The organism is Achromobacter pulmonis, assembly GCF_002885955.2.
Lineage (GTDB): Bacteria > Pseudomonadota > Gammaproteobacteria > Burkholderiales > Burkholderiaceae_B > Achromobacter > Achromobacter pulmonis_A.
In genome coordinates this window covers 326586-340298 of the sequence record NZ_POQS01000002.1, presented here as the reverse complement: position 1 = coordinate 340298, position 13713 = coordinate 326586, and the positions used below count along the sequence as shown (strand labels likewise).

Genomic DNA, 13713 nt, shown 5'->3' with positions numbered 1-13713 from the left:
CGGCGAAGGGTTTTTTTATTCCGCGTCCGGTTCATTGCCCGGATATCGAGAATAAACATGCCCTTCCTCAGGGTTATCCCCAAGTGAGCGAGCCGCTATCGTTGCGCCCGGTCTGCGGCCGAACCACGGGGTCCAGGACTGCGGCATGCCCGCCATGAGCCGGGGGAACTACAGGGAAGGGAAACATGTTGCGGTTATTTTCGGGCATGCGCATCGGTGCGCGTCTGTCGGGGGCGTTTCTGCTGGTCGCGGCCATAGGCGGCGCGATCGGGGCCTTCGGGGTCTGGGGGCTGGCGCGCATCAACGCCATGAACGATCAGCTTTACAACACCGAGCTGCGCGGGCTTTCGGACCTCAAGGAAGCCAATATCAACCTGATCTACGCGGGCCGCGCGCTCAACGGCTATCCGGCCGCCGCGACCGAGCAGGAACGCCAGGCGCAGCGCAAGCAGTTCGACACCGCGCTCGCCAACATGGACGCGCTGCTGCAGAAGGCCAGCGCCAATTTCCATGCGGAAGAGGGCAGGCGCGTGCTGGCGCAGTTCGCCGAGACCGAGCAGGTCTGGAAGCGCGAGACCAGCGCCTACTTCGCCGCGGTCCAGGGCGGGGCCGGCGCGGCCGAGATCAAGGCGCGCGTGATCGCCGCCTCGCAGAAGCTCGACGACCTGATGACCACGCTGGCGCAGGGCAAGGAAGGCGTCGCCGCGCAGACGGTGCGCCAGGGCACGGAGCTGTACGGCACGATGCGCGCCATCATGATCGCGCTGGCGGTCGCCGGCGTGGCGCTCGGCGTGCTGCTGGGCTGGCTGGTCACGCGCGGCATCGTGCGTCCGCTGGACCAGGCCGTGAAGGCGGCGCGCCAGGTGGCGGCGGGCGACCTCACCACCGACATCCAGGTGGTTTCGCGCGACGAGACCGGCGAACTGATGAGCGCCTTGAAGAGCATGAACGAAAGCCTGGCCCGCATCGTCAAGGACGTGCGCGACGGCTGTGAAAGCATCGCCTCGGCTTCGTCGCAGATCGCCCAGGGCAACGCCGACCTGTCGCAGCGCACCGAAGAGCAGGCCTCCTCGCTGGAGGAGACCGCGGCCTCGATGGAGCAGCTGACCAGCACGGTGCAGCAGAACGCCAACAACGCCGGCGAGGCGGACCGGCTGGTCAACCTGGCCTCCAGCGTGGCGGTGCGCGGCGGCGAAGTGGTCGACGGCGTGGTCCAGACCATGAGCGCGATCTCCGACAGTTCGCGCCGCATTGCCGATATCACGGGCGTGATCGACGGTATCGCGTTCCAGACCAACATCCTGGCGCTCAACGCCGCCGTCGAGGCGGCGCGCGCGGGCGAGCAGGGCCGCGGCTTCGCGGTGGTGGCCGGCGAGGTGCGCACGCTGGCGCAGCGCTCGGCGGTGGCGGCCAAGGAAATCAAGGCCCTGATCGACGAATCGGCCGCGCGCGTCGAGGGCGGCACGCGCCAGGTCGACGAGGCCGGCCGCACCATGCGGGAAGTGGTCGACAGCGTGCGCCAGGTCGCCACGCTGGTGCGCGAAATCGCCAGCGCCTCGGAAGAGCAGTCGGCCGGCATCGGCCAGGTCAACCAGGCCGTGGCGCAGATGGACACCGTGACGCAGCAGAACGCGGCGCTGGTGGAAGAAGCCGCCGCGGCCGCGGCCAGCATGCAGGAACAGGCCGGCCGCCTGGCGCAGGAAGTGCGCCGCTTCAAGGTCGAGGCCGGCGGCACGGCCAGCGCGGCGCAGGCGCGGCTGGCGCACGCGGTGCCGGCCGCGCGCAAGCCGGCGCTGCCCGTGGCGCGGCCGGCCCTGCAAGGCGCGGGCGAGGACTGGTCGGCTTTCTGACCCGGCGAAGCTGCGGCAATGTTAAGGTTGGCGGCGTTGCAAACCCGCCAGCCATGCCATGACCCACTCCGATTTCCTGCGCCGGATACTGGCCGCCCCGCGCCGCTGGATGCACCGCAAGGTGCGCCAGATCAACCGTCTGTCGCGCAAGAGCGTGCAGCTGGGGCTGCTGCTGGGCGGGGCCGGGCTGGTGGCGCTGATGTCGCTGGGCTTCGCGTCGCTGGCCGACCTGGCGCTGGAATGGAACCGCGCCTGGGTCTCGCACAACGGCTGGCTGGCGCTGGTGGTGCTGCCGCTGGCGATGGCGGCCTTGCGCTGGCTGACGCTGCGCTACGCGCCGAATGCCTCGGGCAGCGGCATTCCCCAGGTGATCGGGGCCTTGTCGCTGCCGCCCGGTCCGGGCCAGAACAGCCTGGTGTCGCTGGCGCAGACGCTATGGAAAATCCCGCTGGCGTTCTTCGGCATGCTGGCCGGCGCGTCGATCGGCCGCGAAGGGCCTTCGGTGCAGGTCGGCGCCGCGCTGATGCTGGCCTGGGGCGACTTCTGGAAACGGCGCGGCGTGCAGCTGCGCGGATTCCATGCCAACGAGCTGATCGCCGCCGGCGCGGCCGGCGGCCTGGCCGCCGCCTTCAACGCGCCGCTGGCGGGCGTGATCTTCGCCATCGAGGAACTGGGCCGCGGCACCGTGCTGCGCTGGCAGCGCCTGGTGCTGATCGGCGTGCTGGCCGCCGGTTTCCTGGTCGTGGCGGTGGTGGGCAACAACCCGTATTTCGGCGTCTTCGGCGGCGCGCCGCTGGCCCACGGCATGGTCACCTGGGTGCTCATCTGCGCGGCGCTGAACGGCGCGGCCGGCGGCCTGTTCGGACGCCTGCTGGGCAAGGGCGCGGCCGGCTGCTCGCCGCAATCCTGGCGCGCCTGGATGCGCGCGCATCCGATCTGGGTGGCCTTCGCCATGGGCCTGCTGCTGGCCGCGATCGGGCTGGCCACGGCCGGCACGGTGTACGGCACCGGCTATGGCGTGGCGGCCGGGCTGCTGTCGGGCGAGGACACCGCGCCTGCCAGCTTCGGGCTGGCCAAGCTGGCGGCCACGGTGGTGTCGTACTGGGCGGGCATTCCGGGCGGCATCTTCACGCCGGCCCTGACCACCGGCGCGGGCATCGGCCATCACATCTGGCAATTGGCCGGCGACGGCGTGGACCATCGCGTGCTGGTGCTGCTGTCGATGGCCGCCTTCCTGGCCGCCGCCACCCAGGCGCCGCTGACGGCCAGCGTGGTGGTGATGGAAATGACCGGCAGCCAGCCCATGCTGTTCTGGCTGCTGGTGGCCTCGCTGCTGGCTTCGGTGGTGTCGCGCCAGTTCTGCCCGTTGCCGTTCTATCACCTGTCCGCCGGGCGGTTCCGCCGGCAGGCCATCGTGGACGCCGCGCGCGCGGCCCGCCAGCCGGCGAAGTAGGAAGGTGAACATCCGCTGGACACTGTCCGTGCCGCGGACATCCAGCGGGCGCGCCAACTTGGTGCTCGGCCCCTGCGTTAAGATCGTCCGATCCGGTTTTTCCTCACTTACTTCGAGCTTCCCATGACCGTGCATGCTTATATCTGTGATGCGATCCGCACCCCCTTCGGCCGCTATGGCGGCGCGCTGGCGCCGGTGCGCCCCGACGATCTTGCTGCCGTAGCCATCAAGGCGCTGGTCGCGCGCAATCCCGGCGTGCGCTGGGAAGAGCTGGACGACGCCATCATGGGTTGCGCCAACCAGGCCGGCGAAGACAACCGCAACGTCGCCCGCATGGCGACCCTGCTGGCCGGCCTGCCGATCGAAGTGCCCGGCGCCACCGTCAACCGCCTGTGCGGTTCGGGCCTGGACGCCATCGGCACCGCGGCCCGCGCCATCCGCGCCGGCGAAGCCGGCCTGATGCTGGCCGGCGGCGTGGAAAGCATGAGCCGCGCACCGTTCGTGATGGGCAAGGCCGACAGCGCGTTCTCGCGCAGCGCCGCCATCTACGACACCACCATCGGCTGGCGCTTCATCAACAAGCTGATGAAGGCCCAGTACGGCGTGGACTCCATGCCCGAGACGGCCGAGAACGTGGCCGACGATTTCAAGATCAGCCGCGAAGACCAGGACCTGTTCGCGCTGGCCAGCCAGCAGAAGACCGCGCGCGCCCAGAAGGAAGGTTTCTTCGACGCCGAGATCGTGCCGGTATCCATCGCCCAGAAAAAGGGCGACCCGGTGCTCGTCAGCAAGGACGAGCACCCGCGTGAAACCAGCCTGGAAGCGCTGGCCAAGCTCAAGGGCGTGGTCCGCGAAGGCGGCAGCGTCACCGCCGGCAACGCCTCGGGCGTGAACGACGGCGCGGCCGCGCTGCTGCTGGCCGACGAAAAGGCGGCCGCGCGCCACGGCCTGACCCCGCGCGCCCGCGTGATCGGCATGGCCACGGCCGGCGTGGCCCCGCGCATCATGGGCATCGGCCCGGCGCCGGCCACGCTCAAGGTGCTGGCCCAGACCGGCCTGAAGCTGGAACAGATGGACGTGATCGAGCTGAACGAGGCGTTCGCCGCCCAGGGCCTGGCCGTGCTGCGCCAGCTGGGCATCGCCGACAACGATCCGCGCGTGAACCCCAACGGCGGCGCCATCGCCCTGGGCCATCCGCTGGGCGCCAGCGGCGCGCGCCTGGCCACCACCGCGATCAACCAGCTGCACCGCACCGGCGGACGCTACGCGCTGTGCACCATGTGCATCGGCGTGGGCCAGGGCATCGCGATGATCATCGAGCGCGTCTAAGCCAGCGCGGACCGGACCCGCACACCTCGCCGGGTCCAACGAAAAAGGGAGCTCGCGGAGCTCCCTTTTTCATGGGCGGGCGCGGCGCGCGCGTCAGGGCAGGCCGTCGAGCTTCTTGCCGGCTGCGATGCCGTGGTCCTTGAACCAGCCCTGCGCCATTTCGAGGGCGTAGCGCACCGGCTTCTTGGCGCAATGGGGGTCTTCGGTCTGGGGCGCCATGTCCTCGATGTTGACGATCGTGCCGTCGTCGGCGATAAAGGCAATCGAGAGCGGCAAGAGCGTGTTGCGCATCCAGAAGCACTGCACGTCCGGTTGCTCGAAGACGAACAGCATGCCGTCGTTGCCCGGCAGTTCGCGGCGGAACATCAGGCCGTCGCGGCGGGTTTGGTCCGAATCGGCCACTTCCGCGCGGATAATATGGATGCCGGCGGAGATCTGGACGGTGGGCAGCGGAGGCTGCGGGCCGGTCTGGGCGGCCGCGGGCAGCGCGGCGGCGGTGGCCAGCATGAGCGCGGCGGCCCTGAAGAACGGTGATGCGGACAGCGTACGACCTAGGGAAAACAAAGCAGCGTTCTTGAACATGGGCCAGGCGGAGGAAGAAAATAACAAGGCGGGGCCCGCGAGCCCCGCCCGATAATGGCGCAACCTGTGGTTGCGCTTTAAGGGTAAATCAGGCGGCAGTGATATTCAGCGCCTGTTTTCCTTTGGGCCCCTGAATAATCTCGAAGGCCACTTTCTGGCCTTCTTTCAGGGTTTTAAAACCATTCATCTGGATGGACGAAAAATGGGCGAACAGATCTTCACCGCCGTCGTCGGGCGTAATGAAGCCAAACCCCTTTGCATCGTTGAACCATTTGACGGTGCCCGTCGATTTGGGATTGTCCCCTTGGACGGCGGTAGCGGTCGTATCAGACATGCGGACTGCCTCATTGAATCGTATGTTGACAGAAGGGCATTGCGGTCTAGACCTCTGTCCCCCCTCCGGCTTCCTGGCAGATTTTCGATGCGTTGAAAACCCCAGAATGCGTGGATAATGCGCCGCTTTTCTTCGCGGCGTCAAGTATGGAAACTACGCATTTCTGCATGTAATTTTCCGTAAGTTACATGCTAGCCGTCCCCAGTTTAAATAGAATAGCGGCCCTATGAGTTCTACCTTGGATACCCAGCACGATTTGGCCGTCGAGAAGGCGCCGGCGCGCGTTGCGCCGCCTCCGATGTACCAGGTTTTGCTGCTCAATGACGACTACACCCCGATGGAGTTCGTCGTGAAAGTACTGCAGAAGTTCTTCAATAAAAATCACGAAGAAGCGACGCGGATCATGCTGCAGGTGCATCACGAGGGACGCGGCGTGTGCGGCGTCTATCCGCGCGATCTGGCGGCCACGCGCATCGCGCAGGTCGCGCAGTACGCGCGGGCGCGCCAGCACCCCCTGCAGTGCGTGATGGAGCCGGTCTGAACTCCCGAATCGACCACGCCGCCTGTCATGGCGGCGTTGTTCTGCCGGACTAAGGTGTCCGGCGGCGTTGCCCGCGCGCCGTCCAGGCGCGCGGGATAGTCGGCCGGCAGCTTCGCCGTAAAGAAGCTGCGCAATATTAAAAGTAAGCGGGAGATTTGCCGTGAGTGGAAAGATCAGCAAGACCTGGCTGGCGACGGCCGGGGTCGCGGTATTGGCGGGCGCCATCGGCCTGGGCTGGTGGATGGGCCAGGAACGCCAGGCGGCCCCGCCCGCGCCGGCGGCGGTATCGCAGCCGGCCCCGGCGCCGGGCGTAAGCGACGCCAAGCCGGCCTTGCCCGCCGCGGCGCAGGTCGGCCAGGCCGATCCGTTCGCGGCGCTGACCTGCCAGCCGCGGCAGTACAACGACGCGCTGGCGCTGGCGGTGACCTTCACCCAGCCCGTTGACGCCAAGGCCGAGCTGGACGCTTTCCTGCAAGTGACCGATACCGGCGCGGCCTCGGGCCAGGCCGACGAAGACAGCGAATCGGCCGCCCAGCCCGGCGACCAGCCCGCCTCGGTGCGCCCGGGAGACCCGGCGCCCAAGGGCAAGATCGTCAAGGGCAACTGGGTGGTCGGCGACAATCCGCGCGTCGTGTATTTCCCTTACGTGCAGCCGCAGCGCTCCTACGCCGTGACGCTGCGCGCCGGGCTGCCCGGCGCGGGCGCCTCGGGCAAGCTGGCCCAGGTGGCGCATTGCGAGGTGCAGACCCAGGCCATGCCGCCGTCGTTCTATTTCGCCAGCCGCGGCGTGGTGCTGCCGGCCGGCCAGAACGGCGGTCTGCCGGTGGCCACGGTCAACGTGTCCGAGGTCGACGTGCAGTTCCTGCGCGTTGCGCCCGAGCGCGTGCCGGAGCTGTTCGACACCGTGCTCGGCATCGGCCGCAACACCGCTTCCTCGTCCGACGACGAAGGCAGCGACTATGAAGACGAATGGCGCTATTCGGACAACCGCAGCCTGAAGGGCTCGGTCAGCAACTGGGATCTGGACCGCCTGAATACGCTGACGACCAGCGTCTACCAGGGCCGCTTCCTCACCGACGACAAGCCGAACCGGCGCCATGTGACCTTCCTGCCGGTCGAAGGCATCAAGGAATTGCAGGAGCCGGGCATCTATGTGGCGGTGATGAGCCAGCCCGGCCGTTTCCGCTATGAATACCAGGTGACGTATTTCTACGTCAGCGACATCGGCCTGCATGCGCGCCGCTATCTGGACCGCATCGAGGCCTATTCGGTTTCGCTCAAGAACGGCACCGCGATCTCCGGCGCCGTGTTCGAACTGGTCGACGGCGCCGGCAAGACGCTGGCCAAGGCCGCCGCGGATGGGCAGGGCCACGTCCGCTTCGATGGCAGCTTCGCCAATGCGCGCGTCATCCGCGCCTCGCGCGACAAGGAAATGACGGTGCTGGCGCTGGGCGAACCGGCCCTGGACCTGTCCGAGTTCGATACCGGCGGCCACACCTCGCGTCCCAACAACCTGTTCGTCTACGCCGGACGCAATCTGTACCGTCCCGGCGAAACCTTCAACGTTTCGGTGCTGCCGCGCGACCTGGACGGCCGCATGCTGAGCCCGTCGCCGCTGACCGCCACGCTCAAGCGGCCCGACGGCCGCACCGTGCTGAGCACGCTGTGGCATCCGGCCAAGGACCTGCCGGGCTACGTCGAACGCAGCGTCGAGCTGCCGCAGGACGCCCAGACCGGCACCTGGCTGCTCGAGCTGCGTGTGGACCCCGCCTCGCGCGCGCCGGACGCGTCCTGGAAGTTCCAGGTCGAGGAATTCCTGCCCGAACGCATGAAGATGACGCTGACCTCCAAACAGGAGGTGCTGCGTCCGGAAGAATCCCTGACGGTGGATGTGCAGGGCGACTATCTGTATGGCGCGCCCGCGGCCGGCAACCGGCTGCTGTCCAGCTTCCAGGTCAAGCGCGACCGCTACGCGCTGCCGCAGCAGTGGCCCGGGTTCATCTTCGGCGACGTGGCCGACGATGCCCGCCGTCATTTCGAAGAGCTGCCCGAGGCGGCCCTGGACGACAAGGGCCGTGGCCAGCTCGAAGTCGATCCGCGCACCGGCGGCACGCATTCGCCGATGAAGGTGCGGGTCTCGGCCAGCCTGCTGGAATCGGGCGGCCGCCCGGTGGTGCGCTCCATCGAGCGCAGCGTCTGGCCCGCCGACCGCCTGATCGCCGTGCGTCCGCAGTTCGACAGCGACGTGGCGCGCGAGGGCGCGCCGGCCGGCTTCGAGGTGCTGCGCGTGGACGCCCAGGGCAAGATCGCCCCGCTGGCGCAGGCCCAGGTGCGCCTGTTCCGCGAGGACCGCCAGTACTACTGGCGCTTCGACGACCAGCGCGGCTGGAACAGCGGCTATACCGAAACCGAGGAACTGGTGGATTCGCGCGAGATCGCGCTGAAGGACCGCGCCCAGCTGACCCTGCCGGTCAAGTGGGGCCGCTACCGCCTGGAAATCGCCGACCCGGAAACCGGCGAGACCATGCGTTACCGCTTCTACGCCGGCTGGAACGCGCAGGACGCCGACGCCATGGGCAACCGCCCGGACCGCGTGCAGATGAAACTGGAAGGCGCGCCGGCCAAGCCGGGCGACACGGTCAAGCTGACCCTGACCCCGCCGCATGACGGCCAGGCCCTCATCACGGTGGAAGGCGACCGCATGCTGTGGTCGTCGTGGGTGGCCGTGAAGGCCTCCGGCACGCAGGTCGAGATCCCCGTGGACAAGACCTGGAAGCGGCATGACCTGTACATCGCCGCGGCCGTGTTCCGGCCCGGCAGCGAGGGCGACCGCGTGACCCCGGCGCGCGCGCTGGGCCTGACCTTCCTGCCGATCGCCAGCGCCGACCGCAAGCTCGACGTCAAGCTCACGGCCGCCGCCAAGACGGTGCCCGAGACCAAGACCACCGTGCGCGTCAAGGTCGACGGCGCCCAGGGCAAGCAGGCCACGGTCACGCTGTCCGCGGTCGACGTGGGCATCCTCAATATCAACCAGTACAAGACGCCCGATCCGCTGGACTACTTCTTCGGCAAGCACCGCTACGCGCCCGAACTGCTGGACATGTACGGCAAGCTGATCGAGAAGATGGACGGCACCAAGGGCAAGCTGAAGTGGGGCGGCGACGCCGCCATGCGCGGCGACAGCAAGAGCCTGCCCAAGAAGGTCAAGCTGGTCGACCTGTTCTCCGGCCCGGTCAGGCTGAACGAGCAGGGCGAGGCCGACATCCCGCTGGACCTGCCCGACTTCAACGGCACGCTGCGCCTGATGGCGGTGGCCTTCACGCCCGACAACTACGGCAGCGCCGATGCCGAAATGGTGGTCGCCGCGCCCATCGTGGCGGAACTGAACACCCCGCGCTTCATCACGCCGGGCGACCAGGCTGCGATTGCGCTGGACGTCACCAACATGAGCGGCGCCGAGCAGAAGGTGACGGTCAAGCTTGAGGCGCTGGACCCGCTGGCCATCGTCGACGGCGTCAAGAGCGTCACGCTGAAGGACAAGCAGCGCACCACGCTGCGCTTTACCGCCAGCACCACCGGCTCGTACGGTCTGGGCTTGATGCGCCTGACCGTCGACGGGCAGGGCGGCGGCAAGCCCGTGCACATCGTGCGCGAATCGGTGCTGCAGGTGCAGCCGGCCTACGCGGCCGAGCGCCAGGTGCGGCGCCTGCGCCTGAATCCGGGCGAATCGAACACGCCGCAGGCTTCGTGGGTGGCTTCCTATTACCCGGACTCCACCACCGTCAGCATGTCGGTGTCGAACCGTCCGCCGTTCAACGTCAACCGCCTGGTCGAAGGCCTGCTCAACTATCCCTACGGATGCACCGAGCAGACCATCAGCGCGACCCTGCCGTGGGTGCTGATCGACGAGGACGGGGCCAAGCAGTTCGGCCTCAAGCCGCGCAGCCAGACCGAACGCGCGGCCAAGGTGGCCGGCGCCATCGGCCGCCTGGCGGGCATGCGCAACGCGGCCGGCTCCTACAACCTGTGGAGCAGCTCGTCCTCGCGCGACGTGTGGCTGACGGCCTACGCCGTGGGCTTCCTGCAGGACGCCCGCGACCACGGCTTCGAAGTGCCGGAGGCTTCGCTGGAGCGTTCGCGCCAGTGGCTGCTGGAACAGGTGCAGCAGAGCGCCGGCGCGTTCGGCACCTGGTCGGCCAACCTCAAGCGCAACCTTGAATCGGGGCGTCTCGACGCCAGCGACGCCAACATCCTGCGCGAAGACCACCGCCGCTTTGCCGGCCTGGCCACCGCGGTGCTGGCGCTGGCGCGCGACAACAAGGCCCCGCTGTCGACCGTGCGCCAGCTGTTCGACAACTACCAGGAACGCGCGCGTTCGCCGCTGCCGCTGATCCAGCTGGCGGCCGCCTTCAAGCTGATGGGCGACGAAGGGCGCATGAAGTCCGCGCTCGACCTGGCCGTGTCGCGCGACTACGGCATCCACCAGCGCCGCAACAGCGCCTACTACGACGAGTGGCTGGGGGACTACGGCAGCAGCGTGCGCGACTACGCGCTGGGCTATGCGCTGGCGCAGCAGTACCAGTTGCGCCACGACGGCCTGGACAACCTGGTCGGCCAGCTGGCCAGCCGCCTGGGCAACCGCTCGTACCTGTCGACCCAGGAGCAGATGTCGCTGCTGCTGGCCGCGCGCGCCATCGGCGGCGACAAGTCCACCCCCTGGGAGGCCGCGCTGACGGTCAACGGCGTGCGCAAGCCGCTGGCCGGCGGCAAGAGCGACCAGACCGTGGCGCTGTCGGTGGCCGACCTGGCCGGCATGCAGCTGACCAACACCGGCAGCCAGTCCCTGTTCGTCGAGTACGACATCCAGGGCAGCCCGACCTCGGCGCCGGCGCCGCGCAACGACATCATCCAGCTCAAGCGCGGCTGGTACCGTCCGGACGGCCGTCCGTGGGACGGCGGCACCTTGCAGACCGGCGACATGCTGGTGGTCTGGCTGCAGGCCGGCGCCAACCAGAACATCCCGGACGCGCTGCTGGTCGACCGCGTGCCGGCCGGCTTCGAGGTGGAAAACCTGAACCTGTCGCAAAGCCCCGAGATGCAGGACTGGACCATCGGCGGGCGGCGCGTGGCCGACGCGATGGCCGATCCCAACATCAAGCACCGCGAGTTCCGCGATGACCGCTACGTGGCCGCGGTGGCGCTGGGCCGCGGCAAGGTGGACGTGTTCTACCTGGTGCGGGTGGTGACGCCGGGCCGCTACGCGGTGCCGTCGACGGTGGCCGAAGACATGTATCGGCCGGAAATCCGGGGCGTAGGCGAGCAATGGAGCACGGTAGAGATCCGCGACCGCGGCGCCAGGCGTCCTTGAACGCCGCCGCCACCCCGGCGGCGGGCGCGCAGCGCGCCCGCCGCTGGCGGCGGCGCGGAATCTTCGCGGCCAGCGCGTTGTTTGCGCTGGCCGCGTTGCTATTCGCGTTCGACCGCCTGTATCCCCTGCCTGCCGTGGACTCGGGCGGCGCCGCCGTGGTGGTGGCCGCCGACGGCACGCCGCTGCGCAACTATCCCAGCCGCGACGGCATCTGGCGCTACCCGGTGCGGCCGGACCAGGTGTCCGGGCGCTATCTGGAAACCCTGCTGACCTACGAGGACCGCTGGTTCTACTGGCACCCCGGCATCAATCCGGTGGCGCTGGCGCGCGCCGGCTGGCAGTGGGCCACCAACCGGCGCATCGTCTCGGGCGGCTCGACGCTGACCATGCAGGTCGCGCGCCTGATCGACCCCGAGCTGGCCGGCAAGCCCTCGCGTTCGCTGTCGGCCAAGCTGCGCCAGGCCTGGCGCGCGGTGCAGCTGGAAATGCACTACAGCAAGGACGAGATCCTGTCGCTGTACCTGACCCACGCGCCGATGGGCGGCATCGTCGAGGGCGTGGAGATGGGCTCGCGCCTGTGGCTGGGCAAGCCGGCGCGCGACCTGAGCCCCGCCGAGGCGGCGATGCTGACCGCCTTGCCGCAGGCCCCCTCGCGGCTGCGCCCCGACCGCCATCCCGAGGCCGCGCAGGCCGCGCGCGACAAGGTCCTGGACCGCATGGTCGAGCTGGGCCGCTGGACCCCGGCCGAAGTGGCCGACGCCAAGATCGAGCGCGTGGTGGCGCCGCCGCTGCGCGCCCGCTGGCTGGCGCCGCTGGCCGCGCAGCGCCTGTTGCAGGAGGCGGGCGCCGGCGCCCGCCGGACCGGCGCGCGTCCGCCCCTGGTGACTTCCACCCTGGACGCCGACATGCAGACCTCGGTGGAGCACATGCTGCTGGACCGGGTCGACAGCCTGCCGCCCAAGGTGTCCATGGCGGTGCTCGTCATGGACAACGACACGCTGGAGGTCAAGGCCTACGCCGGTTCCGCCGACTTCTCGGACGCCACCCGCTATTCCCACGTGGACATGGTGCGCGGCGTGCGTTCGCCGGGTTCGACGCTCAAGCCCTTTTTGTACGCCCAGGCGCTGGACGAGGGCCTGATCCATTCCGAAAGCCTGCTGATCGACGCCCCGATGTCCTTCGGCGGTTACGCGCCGGGCAATTTCCAGGCGGCCTTCGCCGGGCCGATCAGCGTGGCGCAGGCCTTGCAGCGCTCGCTGAACGTGCCGGCGGTGGACCTGCTGGACCGGGTCGGCCCGACCCGTTTCGCCGCGTCCATGCTGTCGGGCGGGGTGCGGCTACGATTGCCGGCCGGCGCCGAGCCCAATCTGAGCTTGATTTTGGGCGGGGGCGGCACCACATTGGAAGAACTGGTGGGCGCATATCGCGCCCTGGCACGGGGCGGCATTTCGGGCCGTCCCCGCCTGCGGCCGGAGCAGCCGCGGGTCGAGTCCCGTATGATGAGCCCTGGGGCCGCCTGGATCGTCCGCGATATTCTGGAAGGCGGCGGCCACCCCGACCGGCCGTTCTACAACGCCGGCAGCCCGGCCCGGCAACTGGCCTGGAAAACCGGGACGAGTTTCGGATTCCGGGACGCCTGGGCCGTCGGAGTGACCGACAGGTGGACGCTGGGCGTCTGGGTCGGCCGTCCCGACGGCACGCCCAACCCGGGGTTTTTCGGCGCCAACGTGGCCGCGCCGCTGCTGCAGGACATCGTGGCGGCATTGCCGGAAGGCGCGCCCCAGGCCCGCGTCCGGCCGGCGACGGTGCAGTCCGCCGTGATCTGCTGGCCGCTGGGTTACAGACTGGGCAGCGTGCCGTCCGGCGAATGTCCGGAACAGCGGGCGGCGTGGATACTGAACGAAACCGCGCCGCCGTCGTTCGCGGGCTACGCCGACACCTCGCAGGCGCCCGTGCGCCTGCAGGGCGTGGCGACCGGTTCGGTGCTGCGGCCCGTGCCCGGCGGGCGCGAGGTGGCGGTAGATGTGGATGTGCAAGGAGCCGAGGGCGTTGTATGGTGGATGCTCGACGGGCGCGTGGTGAGCGAGGGCGCGTCGGGTCATCCATTCAAGTTAGTGCTGGCCAAAGACGGCCGGTATACGCTTACTGTCATGGATGCGCACGGCCGCCACGACAGCGTGGTTTTTGAAATCGCTGGCGTTACGCCCTGATCGGCATAGAATATGAATCGTGTATTTGACCGCTTCGATGCGTCAC

General features: G+C 68.9%; 8 protein-coding genes. 6 read left to right on the top strand and 2 right to left on the bottom strand.

Features of this window, described 5'->3' with window-relative positions; all coding sequences use genetic code 11:
• Positions 1 to 185: 185 nt before the first annotated feature.
• The 3 genes from C1I89_RS07575 (at position 186) to pcaF (ending at position 4632) form a co-directional block, all read left to right on the top strand.
• A complete protein-coding gene (locus tag C1I89_RS07575; protein ID WP_102772173.1) occupies positions 186 to 1850 on the top strand; it encodes a methyl-accepting chemotaxis protein in 1665 nt (554 codons plus the stop codon).
• Positions 1851 to 1908: 58 nt separating this feature from the next.
• Entirely contained in the window at positions 1909 to 3303 is a 1395-nt protein-coding gene (locus C1I89_RS07570; RefSeq protein ID WP_247747668.1) for a chloride channel protein, read from the top strand.
• Between the two features lie 123 nt (positions 3304 to 3426).
• Positions 3427 to 4632, top strand: coding sequence for a 3-oxoadipyl-CoA thiolase (pcaF, locus tag C1I89_RS07565; protein WP_102772172.1), 1206 nt, complete (start codon positions 3427 to 3429; stop codon positions 4630 to 4632).
• A 93-nt stretch (positions 4633 to 4725) separates the two neighbouring features.
• Here the strand turns inward: pcaF and C1I89_RS07560 are convergent, their stop codons facing one another.
• A complete protein-coding gene (locus tag C1I89_RS07560) occupies positions 4726 to 5214 on the bottom strand; it encodes a DUF192 domain-containing protein (RefSeq protein ID WP_168202100.1) in 489 nt (162 codons plus the stop codon).
• A gap of 88 nt (positions 5215 to 5302) precedes the next feature.
• Positions 5303 to 5548 (bottom strand): cold-shock protein, encoded by a 246-nt coding sequence (locus C1I89_RS07555; protein WP_006220277.1) that lies wholly within the window; start codon positions 5546 to 5548, stop codon positions 5303 to 5305.
• A 226-nt stretch (positions 5549 to 5774) separates the two neighbouring features.
• On the opposite strand from C1I89_RS07555, the gene clpS reads away from it, so the two are divergent.
• From clpS to pbpC, 3 genes are all read left to right on the top strand, one after another.
• Positions 5775 to 6089 carry an ATP-dependent Clp protease adapter ClpS gene (gene clpS, locus C1I89_RS07550; protein WP_025135841.1) on the top strand — a complete coding sequence of 105 codons (315 nt, stop codon included), beginning with the start codon at positions 5775 to 5777 and terminating at the stop codon, positions 6087 to 6089.
• A 160-nt stretch (positions 6090 to 6249) separates the two neighbouring features.
• Positions 6250 to 11457, top strand: a complete 5208-nt coding sequence (locus C1I89_RS07545) for an alpha-2-macroglobulin family protein (RefSeq protein WP_102772170.1) — start codon at positions 6250 to 6252, stop codon at positions 11455 to 11457.
• On the top strand, positions 11454 to 13667 hold the full coding sequence (gene pbpC, locus C1I89_RS07540; protein ID WP_102772169.1) for a penicillin-binding protein 1C: 2214 nt from the start codon (positions 11454 to 11456) through the stop codon (positions 13665 to 13667). Before C1I89_RS07545 ends, pbpC begins: the two co-directional genes overlap by 4 nt.
• The last annotated feature ends 46 nt before the right edge of the window (positions 13668 to 13713 follow it).